Raw genomic sequence first — 22,748 nt, 5'->3', positions numbered from 1 at the left:
GGAAGCCGGGTGCGCGGAGAGCTCGTGTCCGTCAGGGCAGAGCGGTTCTCCGCCGGTCACGGGCGACCGCGGCGATGTGCAGCGGACCCGCGGGGACCTCCCCGACCCACCAGCACTCCGGCCGGTGGCGGGCGGTGTGGACCCGTAGCCCGGCCGATGTCCGCCCCACCTCGAAGGACCGCAAGCCGCCTCGCAGTCCGGTGCCTTCGGCCTTGAGCAGTGCTTCCTTCCAGGTCCAGCGGCGCAGCAGCCACCGCGCGCGGTCCGGGCCGGCGACCCGGTCCCACTCCTCGAGCTCGGCGGGTCCGAGGATGCGCCCGGCCAGTCCGTCGGGCAGGCTCACCGGCCGGACCCACTCGACGTCCACGCCCACCGGGCCCGCCGTACTGACCGCCACCGCACAACAGCCGGTCGTGTGCGCCAGACTGATGTGCACGCCGGGCTCGTCCGGCAGCACCGGACGGCCCTGCCCGTCGCGGGCCAGCCGCACCTCGTGGGCGGCACAGCCCAGGTACCGTGCCACCACCGTTCGCAGCAGCGCGCGGGAGCGGATCCACACCCCGCGTGCGCACTGCGGCATGCAGTCGGCCCGGGCCCGTTCGGCCGGGCTGAGGAGCGCCCGGTCCCGTTCCGGACCGGTGCCGGGTCCCGGCGCGTGCACCCTGCTGAGGTGGACGGCCGGGACGTCGGGCAGGTCAGCCATTGCCGAGCAGGCCCTGTTTGATCGCGATCGACACCGCCTGCGTGCGGTTGGGGCAGTTGAGCTTGGCCAGCACGTTGGTGACATGCCGTTTCACGCCGTGCACCGATATCCCGAACTGCCTGGCTATCTGCTTGTTGCTCAGCCCCTCGCCCATCAGGTGCAGGACGTCGTGCTCCCGCGGGGTCAGCCGCACCTGCGCCTGGTAGGCGCGGGTGCCGGTGCGGGCCCGGGCCATGAGCTGGCGCACCAGGTTCGCCGGAATCGGCAGATCGCCCCGGTCGAGGCCCTCCAGCGCCTCGCTCATGCAGTCCAGCGTGAGGTCGGACTGCACGAGAAACCCGTCGGCCGGCAGAGCCGCGATCCGTTCCACCGTGGCCGCGTCGGCGCGGTCCAGCAGAACGAGTACTTTCACGCCGAGCCGCCCGGCGTCCTCCGTCAGCCGCAGCAGGGCGTCCTCGCCGTCGGCCGCGTCGACGATGACCAGCGAGTACCGGCCGCTGCGCAGCACCTCCGCCGCGGACGCGACATCACTGTGCGGTTCGACAGGGCGCGGCGGATCCAGCCGCTCAAGCATGTTGCAGATACCCCAGCGTATGATCTCGCTCGACAAGGAGACGAGAACACCTCTTGCCGCCGCCGAATCCGTATCGGCGGCGGAGTATTCCTTGAGCATCACCGAATCCGACATGCCAACCCCCTGTAAGCACTTCATCGAATCTTCGTGAGACGTGGAGCGCTACACACGAGAATCCGCGGCTCCTTGTTTGTGGAGCAGCGGATTCTCGCGTATAGGACGCTAGGACTTCATCGGCCAGGACCGGGACGCTCCGAAGTACATCCTGGTCGAACCATGCGGCTCAATCCACTTCTACGAACCTCAGGTTCCTGACTGGCATCAAACTGATGTGCCGGGCCTCAAGCCGATGCGCCGAATCGATCCTCCAGGGGGCGTTCGGCGTCACAGATGACCTCGTCCCCCAGGGAACGGCCGATCTCGAATCCGGCCTGGAAACGGCTCGCAGCACCCAGCCCGTCCAGCATTTCGGCGATGCGGCGGCGCAGGGTGCGTACGGACATGCCCAGGCGTTTGGCGACGAGCTCGTCCTTGGCACCCGTGCACAGCATCCTGACGATGACGGCGTTGACCTCCTGCGAGACGACCTCGATGTGCGTCCTGCGCCAGCCGCCCTGCGAGAACGGGCGGGCCCGGAGCCAGTAGTCGGTGAAGACCGCCTGCAGGACCCCGACCGCCGCGGGGTCACGCACCGCGGACACCCCTTCCCCGTCGGAAGCGGGGACCAGGGCGAGCGAGTCGCTGAAGACGAGAAACCAGCCCGGCAGGGTCTCCATGGTCCTGACCAGGCCGCCCTGCTCTTCCAGCAGCCGCAGTTCCTCCCTCAGTTCGGGATCGAAATGTGTGACGTGCTGACACAGGACATGGAACTCCAGGCGGCGCTCGAAGAGTTCAGCGGCGAGCGCGGGCAGCCGCTTGAGTGGCCCGGGCCGCTCGCCCGCGCCCGGTTGCATCTCCAGCACCGGCCCGGAAACGGTGCCGGCGGCCTGGGCCATGAAGCTCTCCAGGTCCCTGTCGGCCAGGCGCTGTCCCTGGCCGACGGCTAAGCCCGGCTGCGGCAGCGCCTCGAGGGACTGCCGCAGCCGGGCGATCGCCGCCTCGGCTTCCAGGGCCAGCTGTTCCAGCGCTTCGGTGCCGCCCGGCTCCGGGCCGCCTCGCGTGTCCTCGGCGACCACCTCGCTGTCGCCTCCGGCGGTCACCTCCTGTGGTGCGCGTTCGTAACCGTCTCGTACCGATCGCACGACGTGGTCCCCCTTGTTCACATCCGCACGGCGGCGGACTGTTCACAGCAAACTCAAACCCAGAGCACTCAGGGGGTTCCTTAGAGGTCTCTTGGCACGGAAGTAACAGTTCCGCAATCTCGCGACAGCTCAGGAAACCACCGTTCTCGGACGTCGTCCATGGGCCGTGTGCAACAGCTCACGGTTGCGTACGAGCTTTCCGTTCGGGGTGCGCGGCAGCGTGGCGACATAGTGGAAGGCGCGCGGCACCTTGTACGACGCGAGTCGTTCCCGGCACCAGCCGAGGAGTTCCCGGCGGGACAGTTCGCCGGCCGTGACCACATGGGCCTCGATCGAGTCGCCGAACACCACCACGGCCTCATCGATCAGCGGGTGTTCCGTCAGGACCTGCTCCACCTCCGTCAGGTCAACCTTCAAGCCGCCCACGGCGACCAGGGAGTCCGCGCGGCCCGCGATCTCCAGCGCCCCGCTGCCGGGCCGCACCGAGCACCGGTCCTTGGTGTCGAGCCAGCCGTCCTGGTAGCGGTCCGCACGGTCCGCGTACAGGTACGGGGACTCGGGCAACCGGACGCGCAGGGTGCCCTCGCGGACCTCGGTCTCCAGACCCGGCACGACCTCGCCGACAACCGGCGGGCCGTAGCGGCCGCCCAGGTCGGTGGCGATGATGCCGGTCTCCGTCATGCCGTACGCCTGGCCGATGGCGATGCCGTAGGCGGTCTTGAACTCCTCGTACACCTTGGCGTCGAGCACCTCGCCGCCGCTGACCGCCAGGCGAAGGGCCGGGAGTTCGGGCAGCTCCGGTACGCGGCTGAGCAGGCTGAAGTGGAGCGGCACGCCGAAGACTGCCGTGATCTCCCGCTCGGCCAGCAGCCGCACCAGCTCCCGCGCCTGCGGCCGGCTGCTGAAGTGCACGGGCGCACCGACGTCGAGGCTGTGCAGCACGCCGCCGATCAGACCGAAGGAGTGCATGATCGAGCTCAGCAGGAGTACCCGCTCGCCGGTGCGCGGCATCTCGGGCAGACGCGCGAAGCGCTCCAGCTCCGCGCGCAACGACGCACCGGTGCGTCCGATCACCTTCGGCAGACCCGTCGATCCGGAGCTGAACTGCACCAGGGGATGGGCCAACTGGGCGGGGCGCCCGGTCCGCAGCCGGACCACCTCGACGGACGTCTCGTCACGGAAGGAGCTGAACACCCCGCCGAGGTCGCCGGAGGTGATGTGGAACTGGGGCTCGCACAGTTCGCGTAACCGGACGGTCTCCACCCTGGTCAGCCGGGGGTCGAGCAGCTGCACCTGGGCACCCGCCGACCACAGGGCGAAGAGCGTCGACAGCATGGTGAAGCTCGGCATCATCTGCACGGCCACCGCGCTGCCCTCGGTGATGTTGCGCGCCCGGAGCGCCTCCCGCTCGAACGCGACGCGTTCCGTCAGCTGCCGCCGGGTGACCACCGTCTCCCCGACGGCCCATATGTCGTCATTGCCGGGCCCGGTCAAACGGGACTCGAGCCAGGACCTGAACTGAGTGCTGTCCGCCATTTCCGTCCGTTCCTCAGGTAGTCGCGAGGCGCGAGGCCCCGTCGAGCCGGACCACCTCGCCGTTGATCATGGGGTTCTCCACGATGTGCTGGACCAGGGCCGCGAACTCCTCGGGGCGGCCCAGGCGCTGCGGATACGGGGTGCCGCTCACCAGCGCATCGCGCACCCGGTCGGGCAGTCCGGCGAACATCGGGGTTTCGAACAGGCCGGGCGCCACGGTCACCACCCGCACCGCGTATTCGGCGAGGTCGCGGGCGAGCGGCAGGGTCATGCCGACGACGCCCGCCTTCGATGCCGCGTAGGCCGCCTGGCCCTGCTGACCGTCGTAGGCCGCGATGGAGGAGGTGCAGACGATGACACCGCGCTCCCCGGGGCCGCCCGCGTCGCCGTCGCGCTCCGGGCGCCGCAGCATCGCGGCCGCGGCTGTCCGGACCAGGTCGAAGGTGCCGACCAGGTTGACCTGGACGAGACGCTGGAACTCCGCGAGGGGCAGCGGGCCCCTGCGGCCGACGACGCGCCCGGCTCCGGTGGTTCCCGCGCAGTTGACGACCACCTGCGGGCCGCCCCTGCGCTCGGCCTCGGCGACCGCCGCGGCCACGTCGTCGGGATGCGTGATGTCGCCGGCCACGAACGAGGCGCCCTGGCCGAGTGCCGCGACGGCCTGCTGCCCGCGGACCGCGTCGCGCCCCATGAGCACCACGCCGGCGCCCGCCGTCAGCAGCCGCCCGGCCACGGCGAGGCCGAGGCCGGAGGTGCCGCCGGCGACGAGCGCGGTCGTTCCTTGGACGTCCATTTACGCGGCCGGCGCCAGGAAGTCGTCCTGCGCGGTCCACTTGATGACCGTGCCGCCATGGCTCATCCCGGCCCCGAACGAGGCGAGTACGACGGTGTCACCCGGCTTGATCCGTCCGGTGTCGAGGGCTTCGCGAAGCACCAGCGGCACGCCCGCTCCGGAGGTGTTCCCCAGCCGCTCGACGTTGGTGAGCGTGCGCTCCGCGGGCAGCCCGATCTTCTCCATGAGGAGGTGGATCAGGTGGTAGTTGGCCTGGTGAAAGATGATCAGGTCGATGTCGTCGACCGTCATCGCGTGGTGCTCGAGCAGTTCGAGGACGAAGTTCGGCATGGTGTCCAGCGCGAAGTTGCGCACCGAACGGCCGTGCATGTGCATGAAGTTGTTGCCGAAGCCCGACAGCTTGCCGCCGCCGTCCGTGGACCAGGTGCGCTGCTCCCGCTTGACGAAGGCGGTCTCGTAGGCGTTCGGGTCGCTGCGCAGCAGTGCGGGCGTCATGCCCGTTCCCAGGGCGCACGGTTCCAGCAGGTAGCAGGCCGCCGCGTCACCGAAGATCACACCGACGGTGCGGTCCTCCGGGTCGAGGGTCTTGCTGGTGGTGTCGGCGAGGACCACTGCGATCCGCCGGTACTGGCCCGACATCAGGTACTTCGCACCGACGTCGAGCGCGAAGGTACCGCCGGGGCAGCCCCCGCTGTTCACGTCGAACCCGGGGACCCCCGTGAGCCCGAGCTTCCGGGCGATGGCCACGGCGGCAGCGGGCAGCATGTGGTCGGGGGTGAAGGTGCCGCAGATCAGCAGGTCGACCGAGTCGGGGCTGACGCCGGCGCGCTCGCAGGCGTCGAGCAGTGCGGCGGCGCCCAGGTCGGAGGTGCGCTCCTCGGGCGCGGACCAGTGCCGGGAGGTGATTCCGATGTGCTCGCTGATCCACGCGTCCGTGGTGTCCAGTGTCTTCTCGAGGTCGGCGTTGGTCACCACACGGTCCGGCACATACCCTCCGATGGCCCGGATGCCGACACCATGGGAAGCGGGACTGGGAGCCTTCGTCATTGGTCGGGACTCTCCTCTGGCGAGCGCCGCCGGCGCGGCGGCTGGATGGATGGCTGTGCTGCTGGTGGTGGCGGCCGCTGTTGCACCGCCACCACCAGCCAGTGCGGGGCGGACGAGTGGCTTTGCGGGGCCCCGAGTCGCCCGGCGCCGACGCGCAGGCGGATCCCGCCGGCGGCGGCGCGCGAGAGCTCACTCGCCCGGTCAGTGCACGGGGGTGTGTGCGAATGCCCCGTACTGCCCTGCCAGCGTCGCGCCCGGTCCGCGCCGGGGTAACGCCCGTTGGCAGTGCCCGTTCGTCGCAGCCGAAGAGGGACTCCTGCCGGGCAGCCGGTTGACCGCTCCAGAGGATTAGCCTCGGGCCATGATCGCTTCCTACGCCGCCCGTATCGATCCCGAGAACCCCTTGAAGGGACTGGAGTTGGGCGAGGTGCCGGAGCCCTCGGTACCCCACGGATGGACGACCGTCCGGCTGCGCGCCGCTTCGCTCAACCACCACGACCTGTGGTCGCTGCGCGGAGTGGGGCTGAGCGAGGAGAGCCTGCCGAAGATCCTGGGCTGCGACGGCGCCGGCGAGGACGCCGAGGGCAACGCGGTCGTCATCCACTCCGTCATCGGCGAGAGCGGTCACGGCATCGAGCCGGACGAGGAGCGCTCCATGCTCTCGGAGCGGTACCCGGGCACGTTCGCGGAGCGGATCGCCGTACCGCGCTGGAACCTGCTCCCGATGCCGCCCGAGCTCGGCTTCGAGGAGGCCGCGTGCCTGCCGGGGGCGTGGCTGACCGCGTACCGGATGCTGTTCACCAACGCGGAACTCCGCCCGGGGGACACCGTTCTCGTGCAGGGCGCCGGCGGCGGAGTGGCGACCGCGGCGGTGGTGCTCGGCTCCGCGGCCGGCTTCCGCGTCTTCGTCACCAGCCGTGACGACGTCAAGCGCAAGCGGGCCGTCGCCCTGGGCGCGGAGGCCGCGTTCGAGGTGGGGGCGCGCCTGCCGCAGCGGGTGGATGCGGTCCTGGAGACGGTGGGGGCGGCGACCTGGTCCCACTCGGTCCGCGCGCTCAAGAACGGCGGCAGGCTCGTCATCTCCGGCGCCACCAGCGGCCCGAACCCGCCGCTGGGCGAGCTGCAGCACATCTTCTACCGTGAGTTGCGGGTCATCGGCTCGACGATGGGCACCAAGAAGGAGCTCGCGGCGCTCCTCGACTTCTGCGTGGCCAAGGGCGTACGGCCCATCGTCGACTCGGTGTTCCCCATGCGGCAGATCCACCGGGCCTTCGCGCGCATGGAGCGGGGCGACCTCTTCGGCAAGATCGTCCTGACGATTCCGTAGCGAGCCATCCCGTGGCGAACATGCCCCTTGCGATACGCGGGTTGCGATACGAGGGACAGTCACGGAAACGGGTCGGGGCGCGCCGCTTGTCTGTTGGCGCGCCCCGACCCCGTTCGCAGTCGGCGGATCAGTGCCCCATGCCGAGGCCCCCGTCGACCGGCAGCACCGCGCCGGTGACATAACCGGCCTCGTCGGAGGCGAGCCAGCGGACCGCGGCGGCCACCTCCCCGACGTCGCCGTGCCGGCCCAGCGGGATCTGGCCGCGCATCTGCTCGCGACGCTCCTCGGGCAGCTTCGCGGCCATGTCGGTGAGCACCAGGCCGGGCGCCACGACGTTCACGGTGATCCCCCGGGAACCGAGCTCACGCGCCATGGAGCGGGCCATGCCGATCATCCCCGACTTGCTGGCCGCGTAGTTGACCTGGCCGACCGTGCCGGTCATGCCGGCCACCGAGGACATCAGGATCACCCGTCCCCAGCGGCCCTTGAGCATGCTGCGCGCAGCGCGCCGCGCGAACCGGTAGGCGCCGGTCAGGTTGGTGTCGAGAACCGAGGTGAAGCGCTCCTCGGACATCCTCAGCAGCAGCGCGTCGTCGGTGATCCCGGCGTTGGACACCAGGACCTCGACGGGGCCGTGAGCGTCCTCGGCCTCCTTGAACGCCGTCTCCACCTGCTCGGTGTCGGTCACATCGCACCGCACCCCGAAGAGGCCGTCGGGCGGTGGCGTGCCACGGTGGGTCACCGCGACCTTGTCGCCGTTCTCCAGGAACGCGCGGGCGACCGCGAGACCGATGCCCCGGTTTCCTCCGGTGACCAGCACGGAACGTGCCATCGTTCGTGTCCTCCTTAGGGACGTGATGAGGTCGTACGGGTCAGGGCGCCGTGCCCGCGGGAAGCGCGTCGGCCGCCACCACGGCCTCGCCGCGCACCGTCAGCGTGCCGTCCTCGAGCCGGACGGCCAGCGCGATCCTGGCGAGGCGCTCGCCGTCGGCTCCCTCCTCGACGGCGGTGACGCGTCCGGTGCAGTGCGGCCGCGCGTGCACGGGAGTCATGGCGGAGAAGCGCGCCTTGAGGGAGCGGACGGCGTCGACGGAGACCCAGGAGGTCACGAGTCTGCCGAGGAAGGCCATCGAGAGCATGCCGTGCGCCAGGACGTCGTCGAAGCCGGCCGCGCGGGCCGCGTCGGTGTCGATGTGGATCGGATTGTGGTCACCGGACGCACCGGCGAACAGGGCGAGCGTCGCCCGGGTGACCGCCTCCGGACGCAGGTCCGGGAGGCCGGCCCCCAGCAGGGGGTCGGGGGTCGGTTCGGCCATCACGCACCGCCCTCGTGCCGCACGAGGATCACCTGGTGCAGATCCGCGACAGGAGTCCCGTCGGGCCGGGTGACGGTCGTGTCCCTGACCACGAACTCCATGGTTCCGGCGCGCCGGTGGTACACGTCCGTGATCACGGGAGAGAAGACGAGCTCATCGCCCGCGTGTGCGGTCTCGTGGTACGTGAACGACTGCTCGGTGTGCAGGACCCGGCTCGGGTCCACCCGGGGGCCGTCCGGACCGGACTCCCCCTGCTGGTGCTCCAGTTCGAGGCCGAACAGGAAGGTGGGAGGCACCGGCAGATCGCGGTGTCCGGCCGCCCGGGCCCGTTCCAGGCTGGTGAACTCGCTGTCCTCCAGGCCGATGACGCTCGCGAAGAACCGCAGTCTGCCGCGTTCCACCGTGGCCGTGAAGGGCGCAAGGCGCATGGGTGTCACCCCCCGGGCGGGGTCTTGCGTCAACTGGCTGGTGTCGGCCATCAGGTAGTACTCCCCATTCGGTGCGCGGATGCCCCGGAGAGCCGGGGGAGGACTCTCCGGGGCAGGTCCTGGCGGATCGGGATCGTGCGCGCCGACGTGTGCCGGCAGCTTCCCGGGTTACTTTTCGATGCAGAACTCGGCGACCGGCCAGCCCACGTGCCGCTTGTCGGTGGCTATGTAGCCGAGCAGCTGGTCGCCCGCCTTGAGCTCGGTGACGTTGAGCACCGCGGCGCCCGGACCGAGGACCCGGACGTGCCAGTCGTCCTGCACGGTGAGGCTGACCTCGACGCCCTCCGGCGACACGGCACGGATGGTGAGCAGCGGACGCGACTCCAGCTTCACCCGGCCGACCACGATCCGGCGGGTCTTGCCCTCCGCGGTGACGCCCAGGATCGTGCTGCCCGCGCGCAGCTCGCTCAGGTAGTTGGTGCGGTTGTCCGCGCCGAGGACGTACGAGTGCAGCGCACCGGCGTTGACCCGGAACGGGCGGGTGGGCATGTACGGCAGCGGGTGGGTCTCGCTCACGCCCAGGATGAAGCCCGAGGCGTACGAACCGACGAGGATGCCCTCGTCCTTGCCGAAGTGGGTGCAGGTGTCGACGCAGATGCGGTCGCCCAGTCCGTTGTGTTCGATCGACTGGACCGTGAGCGTGGTCAGGTCCAGGTCCGGGGTCTGGCTGCCGAGCAGTTCGACCAGGCCGAAGACCCCGTTCGCGTCCTTCGGGCCGTACAGCAGACCGTCGGAGCCCTTCTCCAGGACGTCGACGATGATGCCGGCCTCTTCCAGGTCGCCGGCCTCGCAGACCAGCCGGCCCGGGGACTTGTCGGCCGCGGCGATGACGATCTCCAGCGGGATCTTGGTCGGATCGCGGAACTTGACCAGGGTGTTCGGCAGGGCGATCGCCGCGGCGCAGGCCAGCCGCAGAGTCGGGTCGTCGACCACGTCGACGAAGGCGCCCACGGAGGTGTCGCCGTCCGCCGTGAGCTTGAGCTTGTCCAGCTCCTCGACGGTCGAGATGGGGGTCAGGACGATGTCGGCGACGTCCGCGGCCTCGGGCGGCAGCGGCGCGCCCGCGGCCGGCAGCAGCACCTTGAGAACGGTCGGCGGCAGCGTGGCGAGGACCTCCAGGCTGTCGTCGAGGACGCCTTCGAGGCGAGCGTGGACGGCGGCGTCGACCACGGCCTCTCGCTGCTCGGAGCTCACCGAACGCAGATCGATCCAGGCAAACTTCACGGACTTTCCTTTCCGGGAACGCGGGAGTGCGCAGATGCAGGGATGTGGGATGTGGGGATGCGGGGATGCGGGCAGGTGGGGAGCGGGTCGGGTCGGCCGATGACCGGTACCGGTGAATCCCGTTCAGAACAGGGCGGCGAGGTTCTTGAGCCGCGCCTCGATGACGGAGAGGAGCTGGGGTGCGTCGGACTCGCCCTCCGAGGCGCCGAACAGCCGGGTGAAGACGTACTCGGTGGTCCGGTCGGACACCGCGATGAGACGGGTGAACGCCTGGTGGTCACCGTGCTCGGAGACGACGCGGAAGTCGACTACTCCCGTCGGGGGATCGGCCGAGGAGCGCACCTCGACCGGGCCGAACGGCGTGTCCACGATCCAGTGGTCGCCCTCCCTGCGCGACGCCCGCGCGAAGTCGGTGCACCAGTCGGGCAGCCGCTCCGGGTCGGAGACGACGGCGAACACGTCGGCGGCCGGCGCCTCGATGCTGATACTTCCTGTCACGCTTCCCATGCGGACTCCCTCGGTGCGTTGTGTGGTGCGTGCATTGCGTGGAACTGACGCGCGTGGAGCGTGTCGGCGGGCGGTGGCCGGGCGTGGGCCGGGCGGGCCGGGCGGGCCGGGCGGGCCGGGATCAGGAGAAGTCCTCGGGGCCGCACCAACGCGCCACCATCGCCCCGTAGTTGAGTCCGGCGCCGAAGGCGCCCAGCACCAGCCGGTCACCGCGCCTGATCCTGTTGGTGTCGAGCGCGTCACGCAGGACCAGGGGGACCGAGGCCCCGGAGGTGTTCCCGATGCGCTGGATGTTGGTCAGCGTCTTGTCGCGCGGCTGGCCGAGCGTGTCCAGAATCGTGTGCACCATGTGCCGGTTGGCCTGGTGCAGCGCGTAGAAGTCGATGTCGCCGAGGCTGAGTCCGGCGTCGGCCACGGTCTTCTCGATGAGTCCGGGAACGGTGCCGAGCACGAAGTCGCGGATACCGCGGCCGACCATGACGGTGAAGTTGTCGCCGAAGCCGGAGTGTCGCCGTTCGCCGTTCTCGTCGAAGCGGGGCTCACGCGTCACGTAGCCGATCGACTGGCCGGACGGTTCGCTGCCCAGGCGCGCCGGGGACAGCCCGGAGAGGCCCGAGACGACGGGCTCCAGCAGATAGCAGGCGGCCGCGTCGCCGAAGATGACCGCCACGGTACGGTCCTGTGGATCGAAGATCTTGGTGTTGACGTCGCCGAGGACCACGGCCACCCGGCGGTAGGCGCCCGACGCGATGAAGTTGGCGCCGATCTCCAGCGCGAAGACCGAACCGGGGCAGCCTCCGCTGTTCACGTCGAAGCCGGGCGTGCCGCTGATGCCCGCCTTTTCCATGAGGGTCACGGCGGTGCTCGGCAGCATACGGTCGGGGGTGTACGTCCCGCAGATCACCAGGTCCACGGAGCCGGGTGAGACGCCGGCCCGCGCACAGGCGTCGAGCAGGGCGCGCGCCCCCAGGTCCGAGGTCCAGTCGTCGGGGTCCGAATAACGGCGGGTCTCCACACCGATGTTGTCCCGGATCCACGCGTCGGTGGTGTCGAGGGTCTGTTCCAGTTCCTGATTCGTCACCTCGCGCTCGGGGACGTAGACACCGATCTCCCGGATTCCGGCGGTGATCCCCGCCCTGCTTCCGGCGACGGCCTGCGCCATGTTCTGCACCTTTCCGACCGCCTCAGCGGCCTGGAGTCGTTGCTCGGTCGACCGATGACCCGCGCAGCCCTGGCGCGTCCGCGTACGAGGCGAGCCGTGTGTAGTCCCCGCGGTGGAACACCAGCGGATCCCGGTCCGTATCGCCCAGGTGGAGGGCCTCGACCCGGCCGAGGACGATGACGTGGTCCCCGCCTTCGGCCAGCGTCTCCACCGCGCACTCCAGCGACGCCAGGGCTCCGTGGACCAGCACCGAGCCGCGCGGGCTGACGAGATCGCCGAGCTGCCACTGCGCCTGTCTGCCGACCGGGCGGCTGCGGGAGGCGAAGAGGGCGGAGAGGTGGCGCTGGCCCGCGGCGAGGAAGTTCACGGTGAACTCCCGTCGCTGGGCGATCCGTCGGCAGACACGGGCCTCGGGCCGCAGACAGACCGACACCAGCAGCGGGTCCAGCGACACGGAGGTCACCGAGTTCACGGTCAGTGCCTCGGTGCTCGCTTCCGCTCCGGACGCCACGACCGCGACGCCCGTGGGGAAGAGGCCCATCGCCTGCCTGAATTCCCTGGCACCCACGGCGGGCAGCGTCACTGCCCCCTTGTCGGGCATCGAATCCCTCCTCCTGAGCCGGGCCGCGTCCACGGGCTGGCGGCCTGCTCCGAAGCCTGTCGTCGCAGCGGCGGGGCCGGAACGCTCATCGGGACAGCACGATTGGGCTCGACCAAAGAGCACGGGCCGCATGCCGGGTTGGCGGGCCGAGTCGGGGCCGTCGGCGAAACGCCCAGGTCAGCGGCCTGTTCCGGGGCGCGGGCGAGGTCCGCCGAAGCATGGGCGGCAGGGCGGCGGGAGCAGGGCGGGACACCCTCGCCGTACGCCGCTGACCAGCGACGACATCCTGGTGGACTGTCTGTGCGGCTACCTCGGATGTCGTGTTTCCCCGCCCCGCAGGAGCAGCTCTTTCGAGGATTCTGCGACCACCGGGCCGCCGAAAGAATCCCCTCAGAGTTTCCGCCACTTGGGGGTAGATCGAAGATGGTTGCGCTGACCACCGGGCTGGACGTCAGGCTCGCCCGGCTCTCCCGGCATCGCGCCGGGCACTTCCTGTTCGTGCCCATGGACCACTCCGTGGCCGACGGTCCCATCACCACCGCCGCACGGTTCAACGCGCTGGTGAGCACCGTCGCGGACAACGGCGCCGACGCGATCGTCGTGCACAAGGGCCGGGCCCGGGCGATCGACCCCCGACTGCTGCACGACTGCGGGCTGATCGTCCATCTCAGCGCGAGCACCCCGCACGCGCCCGACGGCGACGCCAAGATCCTCGTCGGTGACGTCGCGGACGCCGTGCGCGCCGGCGCGGACGCGGTGAGCGTGCACGTGAACATCGGCGCCGACACCGAGGCCGCGCAGCTGGCGGACCTCGGTACCGTGGCCCGGGCCTGCCAGGAGTGGAGCCTCCCGCTCCTCGCCATGGTCTATCCGCGCGGCCCCCGCATCGCCGACCCCCACGTCCCCGCGCTGCTCTCGCACGTCGTCAACATCGCCGCCGACCTCGGCGCCACGCTGGTGAAGACCACGTGGGCAGTGCCCGCCGAAGCCATGGCCGAGGTCACCGAGAGCTGCCCGATCCCGGTCCTCGTCGCCGGCGGTCCCAGCGACGGCGGGAGCCTCGCCGACTACGCGGCCACCGCCCTCGACGCCGGCTGCCGCGGCCTCGCCGTGGGCCGCCGCGTCTTCCGGAGCGATGACCCGGGAGCCGCCGTCCGCGAGGTCGCGGCCGTCGTGCACGGCCACCGGCCGGCAGGCGCACACGCGCCGGTACTGCCGCCGCTCACCTCAGTGCACTCCCGGGCGAGCGTTCCCGCCCTCTGAGCCCGCCCCCGGCCCTCACCTCGATCGTCCAACCCCATGACCCGCAAGGGAGCCGAAACCATGCACGAAGAGACCCGGGACTTCGTCCTCGCCGTCATCCGCGACGTCATCAACCTCCCCGTCCCCCAAGGCGCCGACGCGGACACGCCGCTCGGTGCCGACGGCCTCGAAATCGAGTCACTCGCCATGATCGAGCTGCTGCTGCAGCTGGAGGGCGAGTACGGCGTCGAATTGCCGGAGGAGGACGTGGATCCCGAGACAGTGCGCACCCTCGGCCAGCTGGTCCAGGTGGTGGTCGACCGTCGCACGGCCGTGGCGGGAGCCGGGCGTTGATCACGCGCGGTGACATCGAACGGCTCCTCGCAGAAAGCGGAATCACACCCGAACCCGGCCCCGAGGGCTCCGACGAGTTCGTCGTCGACTCGCTCACTCTCGTCTGGATGCTGCACCTCCTCGAGGAGCGGCACGGCATCCCGTGGGAGCCCGAGGAGGCGGATCTCGTCGAATTCACCTCGGTGAGCGGCGCCCAGACCGTACTGGCCCGGCACTTCCCGGACCGGGTGGAACAGGGAGAGGCAACCCATGGCACATGACGTGGTCGTCACCGGATACGGAGTCTTCACCGCGTACGGCTTCGGTGCGCAGGCCCTGCGTGACGGGCTCTTCGCCGGCCGCGCCGGATTCACCCCGGTCACCCGGTTCGACTCGACGCCGTACCACGCGGACCGCGCGGCGACGTACGAGGGAGACGGGCCGGAGATCCCGGGCGTCCCGGTGAAGCCCGGCGTCACCCCCGGCCAGGCGGAAGTCCTGCGGGCGTGCGCCCTGGCCGCTCTGGCCATGGCTCGGCACGACGGAGCGGACGCGCCGGTGTTCCTGGGCACGGCGGGTGACCACTCCGCCAACCGGGGCTTCTGGGAGGACGTCGCCGCGGACCGCACGCCGGTCGATCCGCGCGTGCTCGACAGCCTGCCGGCGCGCCTGGCCGAGCGGCTCGGCGAGGAACTCGGCCTGGGCCGGCAGCGGCTGTCGTTCGTGAACGCCTGCGTCGCGTCGACCAACGCCATCGCACACGGCGCCGAACTCATCAGCCGGGGCGGCGCCGACGTGGCCGTGGCGGGCGGCGCGTATCTCGTCACCGAGGACGTCTTCGCCAAGTTCGACTCGGGCAAGGCCCTGAGCAGGGAAGGCGTCGTACGCCCCTTCGCCAAGGGACGCAAGGGCCTCCTCCAGGGCGACGGCGTCGCCGTCCTGGTCCTGGAGTCGGCACGGCACGCCCGCGAGCGGGGCGCCGACGTCCTGGCCAGGGTGGCCGGCTGGGGCATGGCCGCCGACGCGTACCACGTCATCCAGCCGCACCCGCAGGGCGAGGGCATGGCCGCGGCCGCCGGCGCGGCCATCCGACGGGCCGGCATCGCCCCGGAGCAGATCGGCTACGTCAACGCGCACGGCACGGGCACACCGCTCAACGACGTGGCCGAGACCGCAGCACTGCACCGTATCTTCGGCGCGCACGCGTCCAAGGTGCCCGTCAGCTCCACCAAGAGCGGCACCGGGCACATGCTGGAGGCCACCGGCGCGGTCGAGGCCGTCATCACCATCCTGGCCCTGTGCGAAGGGCTGCTGCCGCCCACGCTCGGCTATCAGGAGGCGGACCCGGCCTGCGACCTGGACTACATACCGGGCGTCGCCCGGCCCGCCGACATCACGTACGCGCTCTCGCTCAACGCCGCCTTCGGCGGTGTGAACGCGGCCCTGGTGCTGGAGCGCGCATCGGAGGACACAGCATGAGCGCACCCAGGAACATCCCACCCGCCAAGGATTTCGTCCGCCCCCGTGAAGTCGCCGGCGCCGTCTGTCTGGCGCCGTGGGGCGAGCGGGCCGCGGGCGTGCGGGGAGGTGCCCCCGAGGAACTCCCCAAGGTCGTCGGCTTCGTCCTGTCCCGGTTCAGCCCCGTCGTCAACGCGGCCGTCGTGAAGTGCCTGGGTGACCCCGCGGCACCGGACAATCTGATCGGCTCCGCGGGAGACCGCACCGCGATGGTGCTGGCCACCATGTACGGGGACACCGTCACCGGCGACACGGCGACCGCGCGGATGGTCGAGGGGCAGGTGCACAGTCCCCTGCTGTTCTTCCAGTCGGTGACCACGTCGATCCTCGGCCATCTCACCAAGAAGTACGGGATCACCGGCCCGCTGACGTCGCTGTCCCATCTGACCGACCCCGGCGGCGAGGCGCTCCTGCTGGCCGACTCGCTGCTCGAGGCGGACGCCGCCGACCAGGTCGTGGTCGTGGGTGTCGAGACGGCGGCCAACGAGCGTGCCCGCTCGGTGCAGGACCGTCTGACGGACGCCCGCGAGCCGCTGGGTGCGCTGCCCGTCTCCGACGCCGCCGCCGTCGTACTGCTGCGCAAGGCCGGAACCGGCGCCGATCCCTCCGCAATGCTCGCCTCTGCCGTCACGGAACCCGACGGCCCCGCGGCACCCGAGTACGGCTGGCTCAGCCGTCTGGTGGCCGCGGGCCGTGCGAAAGCAGGTAGGGCCGCATGAGCCCGACCGCCGCACAGGGCGCTGAACTCCGCCAGGACGGAGCCGTCTTCGAGCCGCCTTTCGACATGGAGACGCTGACCCGGCCGGATCTGCTGACCACCAGCCTCGGCATCGTCGTCGAGGACTGGAACCCGAAACGACTCGTGGGCAGCCTGCCGCTGGAGGGCAGCCGCCAGTACTACGGCTTCCTGCACGGAGGGGCCAGCGCCGCCCTCGTCGAGACCCTGGGCTCCCTGGCCGCGGTCCTGGAGGCGGGCACCGGCGGCATGGTCCTCGGACAGGAGCTGTCGGTCACCCATCACCGGGCGGCACGCGGCTCCGGCTCGGTCACCGGAATCTGCACCCCCCTGTTCGTGGGCACATCGGTCGCGACGTACGAGGTCGCCGTGCACGACCAGCGCGACCGGCGCATCGCCACCGGACGCATCACCTGTCAACTGCGGCGCCGCAGCGTACGTGGCCCGGACTCCGAGAAGAAGGGGTAGCACCCATGGCCGATGAGTCAGCGGCTGCCGACCGCACGATCACGACGGACGCCTGTGTGGTGGGCGCCGGCCCCGTGGGCCTGCTCGCCGCCCTGGCCCTGGGCCGCCGGGGCCGACAAGTCACCCTGCTGGAACGCCGCGCAGAACCGGCCACCGACGGCCCGCCGCCCGCAGGCCCGGCCGTGGTGAACATCGTCCAGCCGGTCACCCTGCACCTGCTCGACCAGCTCGGAGTGCTCGAGCGGCTGACCGAGGGCGCAGGCGTCATCCCCGGAGCGGAGATCTACTTCGGCGGTCATCTGGCGGCCCGTCACCGCTACGACGAGCTCGACGGCTGCCCCGTACCGCACGCGCTGTCCATCCGGTCCTTCGACCTGGTGCGGCTGCTCCTCGCCGAACTCGCCGCACTGCCGAACGTGACGGTGCTCTGGGAAGCGGAGACACACACGCTCACCGCCGGCCAAGGGGGCGAGCGCAGCACGCTCACGGTCCGCACCGGTGACGAGACCGTTGCTGTCGACGCGCGGTTCGTGCTCGCCGCCGACGGCCGCTCCTCCACCATCCGCGAACTGGCCGGCATCCCGGCCGAGGTGGTGCCCTCCACCGGTTCGTACCTGGACGTCGTGGTGCCGAGCCCGCCCGGCTGGGACGGGATGGCACGCGCGTACTTCGGGACGCACGGCTACCTGCTGGAAACCCGCCGCGCCGAGGAGGGCCTGGTCCTGGTGTGGATCACCGACGCGGCGACCGCGGCCCGGGTGACCGAGGGCCCCGTCGAACGCCTCGTGGAGACGCTGTCCGGGGTGGTGCCCCGGCTGGCCGACTGGATCGCGCAGCACGTCACGGACTGGGAGCAGGTCCGCCGCGTACAGCACCACTTCGTCCGCACCAAGGTGTGGAGCCAGGGCAACGTCGTCCTGGTCGGCGACAGCGCACACGGCATGCACGCCTTCGGCGGCCAGGGCCTCAACACCTCGTTGCAGGACGCCGCGTGCCTGGCCCGGCTGGTCGACGAGGCGCTGAGCGGCGGCTCCGGCGCGGGCATCGAGAAGTACGAGTCCGTACGCCGCCCGTTCATCGAGGCCTTCCAGTCGCTCCAGGTCAGCAACACTCAGCAGCCCCCTCCCAGGGCGGCCGCAGAGGAGGAGCGCGCCCCCGAGTTCGAGGTGCTCGCCCTCGGCCAGCCACACATACGCTCCCGCATCTCCGACGCCGCGGCCTTTCTGGCCGCGCACGACACCCCGCACGGGAGGTAGTCGACGTGTTCCGTCTGGACGCCTATGCGCAGCGCATCGGCTACTCGGGTCCGCTCACTCCGACGCTCACGGTCCTGCGCGACATCTGCCGCGCGCACGCGCTGAGCGTGCCGTTCGAGTCGCTGGACGCGATAGGGGGCAGGCTGCTCCTCCAGGACGACTCGCTCTTCGACAAGGTCGTCACCGACCGGCGCGGCGGAGCGTGCTTCGAGAACCACACCCTCTTCCAGCGGGTGCTGCGCGAGATCGGCTTCGAGGTCTCGTTCCTCGGCGCGTACATGTGGCGCCCGCACCACAACGAGTACTCACGGGTCTTCGCGCACATGCTGCTCAAGGTCCGTCTGGAGGAGACGGACTGGCTGGTGGACGTGAGCTTCTCGCACGACACGTTCATCGAGCCCGTCCCCCACGCCTACGGGGAGTTCGAGCAGCGCGGGTGGCACTTCCGCATCGTCAGTGCGCCGGGCGTCACCGGCGGCGAGGGTGTCGAGGGCGACTGCGACGTGGTGGAGCGCCGCGGGGCGGACGGCCAGTGGGTGCCGCTGTACAAGTTCGCCGACGAGCCGCGGGAAGTACGGGAGTTCCAGGAGTGCCTGGACTACCTGTCGGGGCCGGACTCCCGCTCGCAGATCATGAACACCCTCATCTGCGCGCGGACGCTGCCCGAGGGCAAGCTCACCGTCATCAACGACCTGCTGATCACCTCCCGTCCGGGCGAGGAGTCCGTACGCAGGCTCCGTAACGCGGAGGAGGCGTCGGACTTCCTCGACCGGATCTTCGAGGGCCACGCGCCGCTGTCCGCCCGCGCCCGGCGGATCTGGCGGGAGCGCTTCAGCGAAGACACGGACCCGGCACAGGCGGCCGAACCGGCCCCGGCGCCGGACACGCCGGCTGTGGCCGCCTCCGACTGGTGAGCTCCCCGCGGCCACTGCCCGGAACAACCGAAGCACCCCCGGAAGGAAGAGACATGACAGCCGAAGCCTCACGACGCCTCGGGTTCGGAGCGTTCCTCTCCCCGCTGCACCCGCTGGGCGAGGATCCCACCCTGACCATGTGGCGGGACCTCGAACTCATCGAGTGGCTCGATCAGTTGGGGTACGAGGAGTTCTGGGTCGGGGAACACCACTCCGCGGGCTGGGGGGTCATCCCCTCCCCCGAGCTGTTCATCGCGGCGGCGGCGGAACGCACCCGGCACATCAACCTGGGCACGGGCGTGATCAGCCTGCCGTACCACCATCCGTACATGGTGGCCGCGCGTGCCGTGCAGCTCGACCACCAGACCCGGGGCCGCTTCCTCCTGGGCGTGGGCGCGGGCTCCCTGCCCTCCGACATGCACCAGCTCGGCGTCGCCCCGGCCGAGACCCGGCAGCGGACCGCCGAGGCGCTGGAGACGGTGCTGCATCTGCTGCGCTCCGAAGAACCGCTGACCGTCGACCGCGGCTGGTACCGGCTGCGGGACGCGCGGCTGCAGTTGCGGCCCTGGTCGCGCGGCGGCGTGCCGGTCGCGCTGTCCAGTGCGACCTCTCCGTTCAGCATGCGGCTGGCCGGGCAGCACGGCATCACCCCGCTCTCCTTCGGCGCGCCCAGGCCCGGCAGCGGGCCGAGCGACCTGAGGGAACAGTGGCGCCACCTGGAAGAGGCCGCCGAGGCGCACGGGCGCACCCCGGACCGCTCCGAGTGGCGCGTCACGCTGCCGCTGCACGTCGCGGAGACCCGCGAGGAGGCCTTCCGCCAGGTGCTCGACGGGTGGCTGCGGTACCGCAACGAGTACTGGGCGGACACCCTCGGCCTGCCGGTCGCGCTGTCCCCGGGGGATGCCCGCAAGGCGCTGGAGTCGACCGTCGACAACCTCGGAGCGATCATCGGCTCCGTGGACGATGCCATCGCCGCGATCCAGCAGGTCCAGGAGGTCACCGGCGGCTTCGGCCGGCTCCTTGTCAACGTCCAGGACTGGGCCTCCCACGAGCAGGTGAAGCGCAGCTTCGAACTCCTCGCCCGGTACGTGGCCCCGCGGTTCACCGGTGCGGTGCGCGGCCTCGAGGCGTCACAGGCGTGGACCGCCGAGCGCAGTCAGGAGTTCCTCGGCGCGGCCTTCGCGGCGCAGCAGAAGGCCATCGAGGACAGCGGCAGTGTGCGGGTGGGTGGCTGAGACGATGACCAGGGCGGGAGAGCCGGACCTCGTCCAGCTGCTCACTCCGCGGGGCGAGCGGACCGAACATCAGGCGTACGGACTCGACGTCAGCCGCGAGGAGTTGCGCGGCCTGTACCGCGACATGGTGCTCACCCGCCGCTTCGACGCCGAGGCCACCTCCCTGCAGCGCCAGGGCGAGCTGGGCCTGTGGCCCTCCTCGTTCGGCCAGGAGGCCGCGCAGGTGGGCTCGGCCCGGGCCGTCCTGCCGGGCGACCACGTGTTCCCGAGCTACCGGGAGCACGGGGTCGCCTGGTGCCGCGGAGTGGACCCGACCAACCTGCTCGGGATGTTCCGCGGCGTGAACAACGGGGGCTGGGACCCGAACAGCAACGGCTTCCATCTCTACACGCTCGTCATCGGCTCCCAGACCCTGCACGCGACGGGCTACGCGATGGGCGTGGCCAAGGACGGCGCCGACACCGCCGTCATCGCGTACTTCGGTGACGGCGCCTCCAGCCAGGGCGACACCATGGAGTCGTTCAACTTCGCCGCGGTCTACAACGCGCCAGTCGTGTTCTTCTGCCAGAACAACCAGTGGGCGATCTCGGTGCCGACCGAGCGCCAGACCCGTGCGCCGCTCTACCAGCGCGCGCAGGGCTTCGGCTTCCCGGGCGTACGGGTGGACGGCAACGATGTGCTGGCCTGCCTCGCGGTCACCAAGTGGGCGCTGGAACGCGCCCGCAGCGGTGAGGGTCCGACGCTCGTCGAGGCGTACACGTACCGCATGGGCGCCCACACCACCTCCGACGACCCCACCCGCTACCGCACCTCAACGGAAGTGGAGGAATGGGCGCGCAGAGACCCCATCAGCCGTCTCGCCGCCCACCTCACCTCGCGGGGCGTGGCCGACCGCGCGTACCTGGACTCCCTGGAGGAGGAGAGCGACCGACTCGCCCACCGCGTCCGGGCGTCCGGGCGCGCCATGCCGGCCCCCGTCCCGACGCAGATCTTCGAGAACGTGTACGCGGACGGGCGCGATGGTAGGGCGTCCGTTCCGAAGTGGGCTGCGACCACATCGCGTAAAAACGCGTGCCGCGCACTGGACGTTGAAGCGGAACATCGACGGCTCCGCTGTGACCTGCGCTGATTACCCCTCGTGAGGCGCGATCCAGCATGGATCCAGCAACCTCGCCGACCCGCTGCCTCGCCAACGAGGTCGGCCGCCCCGCCCATAGCTCACCGCCGCGCCGCGCTCGCCCCGGTGGCGAGGACCGCGGCAAGGGCGGAGACGAGAGCCAGGCCGGTGAAGAGTTGTGGGTACCCGCCCAGGGGCGGGGCGAGGGCGGCAGCGGCGAAGGGGGTGACGGCGCTGGTAATGGTTACGGGCGCGGCCAAGAGAGCGGAAAGGCGGCCGTAGGCGGCGGTGCCCCAGCGGTCGGCAACGGCGGTGGCCTGCAGGAGCGTGAGGTTGCCGCGGACCATGCCTGCGAGAGCGGCGAGGACCACAAGGAGCCACAGCGGGCCGGGGATGAGGCCGAGGGCAGCCGTGGAGGCTCCCCCCGCAGCGATAAGGACGACCGAACGGGCCGTCACACCTGTCCGACGGACGACGGTGGCGTAGCACGCACGGCCGAGGGCCTGGCCGACGCCACAGAGGCCGAGGGCCCACGCGGCGGTCGACGTACTGGCACCGCGTTCGATCATCAGCGGCACCAGCCCGATGAGGACGGCCCAGATGGTGAATCCCGACAGTGTCATGGCGCACGTGAGGAGAATGAACGGGCGGGAACGAGCGATCCTGGCCCCCTCGGGCCGCTGCGACGGCGTCATGGGCTCGGGGGGCGGTGGCCAGGGGGCGCGAAGCGCGAGGGCATGCGCGGGAATGGTGACTGCGGCGAGTACCACGGCGAGGGCGACGTAGGTGGTGCGCCAGCCCAGCGGTCCGGCCATGGCCGCGGTGAGGGGGGAGAAAACGGTGGAGGCGAACCCACCGGTGAGGGTGATGGCGGTCAGTGCCTTGACGCGGTCTTCCGCCCACCAACGGGTGACGGCGGCGAACGCGGGCTGGTAGAAGGTGGCGGCCATGGCCGCGCCGACGGCGAACCAGGCAGCGATGAAGACACCGAGTACCGGGGCAAATGCTACGGCCAGCAGAGCGAGTACCGCCATGACGGAGCCGCTGGTCATCACGGTGCGGGGGCCCTTGCGGTCCAGGACCCGGCCGAGGGGGATGCCGACCGCGGCGGAAGTGAGGAGCGCGGCGGAGAATGCCGCGGTAATGGCGGTGGAGGACCAGCCGGTGTCGGCAGTGATGTCGGGCCGCAGGACGGGGAAAGCGTAATAAAGGACGCCCCAGCTAGTGATCTGGGTGGCGCACAGGGCGGGCAGAACGGCTCGCGGCACTGCTGGGCGGGTGCTCCCCGCCGTGGCCGCGGTGCGGGCCACCGCGGGGCCCGGGTGAGGGTGACGGGGGGACGGGGACAAGGCTGTGATCAGCGGTCGGCGGAGGCGCGGGGAGAACGGTGGGGGGTTCGGACCCGGAAGC

The 22,748-nt window shown here is 71.0% G+C and carries 25 protein-coding genes; 11 read left to right on the top strand and 14 right to left on the bottom strand.

Features of this window, described 5'->3' with window-relative positions:
* Nucleotides 1-31 precede the first annotated feature (31 nt).
* The 6 genes from ACTWQC_RS23290 to ACTWQC_RS23265 form a co-directional block, all read right to left on the bottom strand.
* Nucleotides 32-703 carry a 4'-phosphopantetheinyl transferase family protein gene (locus tag ACTWQC_RS23290; protein WP_443317733.1) on the bottom strand — a complete coding sequence of 224 codons (672 nt, stop codon included), beginning with the start codon at nt 701-703 and terminating at the stop codon, nt 32-34.
* On the bottom strand, nt 696-1,391 hold the full coding sequence (locus tag ACTWQC_RS23285) for a response regulator transcription factor (RefSeq protein WP_443317732.1): 696 nt from the start codon (nt 1,389-1,391) through the stop codon (nt 696-698). The genes ACTWQC_RS23290 and ACTWQC_RS23285 overlap by 8 nt, the downstream gene beginning before the upstream one ends.
* Before the next feature lie 227 nt (nt 1,392-1,618).
* Nucleotides 1,619-2,518: a hypothetical protein gene (locus ACTWQC_RS23280; RefSeq protein ID WP_443317731.1), complete on the bottom strand. Its 900-nt coding sequence runs from the start codon at nt 2,516-2,518 to the stop codon at nt 1,619-1,621.
* A gap of 129 nt (nt 2,519-2,647) precedes the next feature.
* The gene (locus ACTWQC_RS23275) at nt 2,648-4,054 is read right to left on the bottom strand and encodes a class I adenylate-forming enzyme family protein (protein WP_443317730.1); all 1,407 of its coding nucleotides are present in this window, start codon (nt 4,052-4,054) and stop codon (nt 2,648-2,650) included.
* Between the two features lie 13 nt (nt 4,055-4,067).
* The gene (locus tag ACTWQC_RS23270; protein WP_443317729.1) at nt 4,068-4,847 is read right to left on the bottom strand and encodes an SDR family NAD(P)-dependent oxidoreductase; all 780 of its coding nucleotides are present in this window, start codon (nt 4,845-4,847) and stop codon (nt 4,068-4,070) included.
* Nucleotides 4,848-5,894 carry a 3-oxoacyl-ACP synthase III family protein gene (locus tag ACTWQC_RS23265; protein ID WP_443317728.1) on the bottom strand — a complete coding sequence of 349 codons (1,047 nt, stop codon included), beginning with the start codon at nt 5,892-5,894 and terminating at the stop codon, nt 4,848-4,850. It abuts the gene before it with no gap.
* 361 nt (nt 5,895-6,255) lie between these two features.
* Between ACTWQC_RS23265 and ACTWQC_RS23260 the strand changes: the two genes are divergently transcribed.
* Nucleotides 6,256-7,221 (top strand): zinc-binding dehydrogenase, encoded by a 966-nt coding sequence (locus ACTWQC_RS23260; RefSeq protein WP_443317727.1) that lies wholly within the window; start codon nt 6,256-6,258, stop codon nt 7,219-7,221.
* A 127-nt stretch (nt 7,222-7,348) separates the two neighbouring features.
* Here ACTWQC_RS23260 and fabG read toward each other — a convergent pair whose 3' ends face one another.
* The 7 genes from fabG to ACTWQC_RS23225 form a co-directional block, all read right to left on the bottom strand.
* Nucleotides 7,349-8,053 carry a 3-oxoacyl-ACP reductase FabG gene (fabG, locus tag ACTWQC_RS23255; RefSeq protein ID WP_443317726.1) on the bottom strand — a complete coding sequence of 235 codons (705 nt, stop codon included), beginning with the start codon at nt 8,051-8,053 and terminating at the stop codon, nt 7,349-7,351.
* 40 nt (nt 8,054-8,093) lie between these two features.
* Complete coding sequence (locus ACTWQC_RS23250) at nt 8,094-8,537, bottom strand: MaoC/PaaZ C-terminal domain-containing protein (RefSeq protein WP_443317725.1); 444 nt, start codon at nt 8,535-8,537, stop codon at nt 8,094-8,096.
* The gene (locus tag ACTWQC_RS23245) at nt 8,537-8,965 is read right to left on the bottom strand and encodes a MaoC family dehydratase N-terminal domain-containing protein (protein WP_443317724.1); all 429 of its coding nucleotides are present in this window, start codon (nt 8,963-8,965) and stop codon (nt 8,537-8,539) included. The genes ACTWQC_RS23250 and ACTWQC_RS23245 overlap by 1 nt, the downstream gene beginning before the upstream one ends.
* Nucleotides 8,966-9,133: 168 nt before the next feature.
* Nucleotides 9,134-10,249, bottom strand: coding sequence for a 3-dehydroquinate synthase II family protein (locus ACTWQC_RS23240; protein WP_443317723.1), 1,116 nt, complete (start codon nt 10,247-10,249; stop codon nt 9,134-9,136).
* 123 nt (nt 10,250-10,372) lie between these two features.
* A complete protein-coding gene (locus ACTWQC_RS23235) occupies nt 10,373-10,756 on the bottom strand; it encodes an SRPBCC family protein (protein WP_443317722.1) in 384 nt (127 codons plus the stop codon).
* A 121-nt stretch (nt 10,757-10,877) separates the two neighbouring features.
* Nucleotides 10,878-11,918, bottom strand: coding sequence for a 3-oxoacyl-ACP synthase III family protein (locus ACTWQC_RS23230; protein ID WP_443317721.1), 1,041 nt, complete (start codon nt 11,916-11,918; stop codon nt 10,878-10,880).
* A gap of 22 nt (nt 11,919-11,940) precedes the next feature.
* Nucleotides 11,941-12,519, bottom strand: coding sequence for a flavin reductase family protein (locus ACTWQC_RS23225; protein ID WP_443317720.1), 579 nt, complete (start codon nt 12,517-12,519; stop codon nt 11,941-11,943).
* Between the two features lie 423 nt (nt 12,520-12,942).
* Between ACTWQC_RS23225 and ACTWQC_RS23220 the strand changes: the two genes are divergently transcribed.
* From ACTWQC_RS23220 to pdhA, 10 genes are read left to right on the top strand one after another with little or no spacing between them, the layout of a single operon-like run.
* A complete protein-coding gene (locus tag ACTWQC_RS23220) occupies nt 12,943-13,782 on the top strand; it encodes a 2-amino-3,7-dideoxy-D-threo-hept-6-ulosonate synthase (protein ID WP_443317719.1) in 840 nt (279 codons plus the stop codon).
* A 60-nt stretch (nt 13,783-13,842) separates the two neighbouring features.
* Nucleotides 13,843-14,115 carry an acyl carrier protein gene (locus tag ACTWQC_RS23215; RefSeq protein WP_443317718.1) on the top strand — a complete coding sequence of 91 codons (273 nt, stop codon included), beginning with the start codon at nt 13,843-13,845 and terminating at the stop codon, nt 14,113-14,115.
* Nucleotides 14,112-14,375: a hypothetical protein gene (locus ACTWQC_RS23210; protein ID WP_443317717.1), complete on the top strand. Its 264-nt coding sequence runs from the start codon at nt 14,112-14,114 to the stop codon at nt 14,373-14,375. Before ACTWQC_RS23215 ends, ACTWQC_RS23210 begins: the two co-directional genes overlap by 4 nt.
* On the top strand, nt 14,365-15,573 hold the full coding sequence (locus ACTWQC_RS23205) for a beta-ketoacyl-[acyl-carrier-protein] synthase family protein (protein ID WP_443317715.1): 1,209 nt from the start codon (nt 14,365-14,367) through the stop codon (nt 15,571-15,573). Before ACTWQC_RS23210 ends, ACTWQC_RS23205 begins: the two co-directional genes overlap by 11 nt.
* Nucleotides 15,570-16,331 carry a ketosynthase gene (locus ACTWQC_RS23200; protein ID WP_443317714.1) on the top strand — a complete coding sequence of 254 codons (762 nt, stop codon included), beginning with the start codon at nt 15,570-15,572 and terminating at the stop codon, nt 16,329-16,331. Before ACTWQC_RS23205 ends, ACTWQC_RS23200 begins: the two co-directional genes overlap by 4 nt.
* On the top strand, nt 16,328-16,816 hold the full coding sequence (locus tag ACTWQC_RS23195; protein ID WP_443317713.1) for a PaaI family thioesterase: 489 nt from the start codon (nt 16,328-16,330) through the stop codon (nt 16,814-16,816). The genes ACTWQC_RS23200 and ACTWQC_RS23195 overlap by 4 nt, the downstream gene beginning before the upstream one ends.
* Before the next feature lie 5 nt (nt 16,817-16,821).
* On the top strand, nt 16,822-18,072 hold the full coding sequence (locus ACTWQC_RS23190; protein WP_443317712.1) for an FAD-dependent oxidoreductase: 1,251 nt from the start codon (nt 16,822-16,824) through the stop codon (nt 18,070-18,072).
* A gap of 5 nt (nt 18,073-18,077) precedes the next feature.
* Nucleotides 18,078-18,986 (top strand): arylamine N-acetyltransferase family protein, encoded by a 909-nt coding sequence (locus ACTWQC_RS23185; RefSeq protein ID WP_443317711.1) that lies wholly within the window; start codon nt 18,078-18,080, stop codon nt 18,984-18,986.
* 53 nt (nt 18,987-19,039) lie between these two features.
* Nucleotides 19,040-20,221, top strand: a complete 1,182-nt coding sequence (locus tag ACTWQC_RS23180; RefSeq protein WP_443317710.1) for an LLM class flavin-dependent oxidoreductase — start codon at nt 19,040-19,042, stop codon at nt 20,219-20,221.
* Nucleotides 20,202-21,350 carry a pyruvate dehydrogenase (acetyl-transferring) E1 component subunit alpha gene (gene pdhA / locus ACTWQC_RS23175; protein WP_443317709.1) on the top strand — a complete coding sequence of 383 codons (1,149 nt, stop codon included), beginning with the start codon at nt 20,202-20,204 and terminating at the stop codon, nt 21,348-21,350. Before ACTWQC_RS23180 ends, pdhA begins: the two co-directional genes overlap by 20 nt.
* A gap of 89 nt (nt 21,351-21,439) precedes the next feature.
* On the opposite strand, the gene ACTWQC_RS23170 is transcribed toward pdhA, so the two are convergent.
* Complete coding sequence (locus tag ACTWQC_RS23170) at nt 21,440-22,606, bottom strand: MFS transporter (protein WP_443317708.1); 1,167 nt, start codon at nt 22,604-22,606, stop codon at nt 21,440-21,442.
* Between the last annotated feature and the right edge of the window lie 142 nt (nt 22,607-22,748).

Origin of the sequence: Streptomyces sp. 8N616 (assembly GCF_052246385.1) — a bacterium.
Classification (GTDB): Bacteria; Actinomycetota; Actinomycetes; order Streptomycetales; family Streptomycetaceae; genus Streptomyces.
The sequence above is the reverse complement of the archived record's forward strand: the minus strand, read 5'-3'. Positions and strand labels throughout refer to the sequence as shown.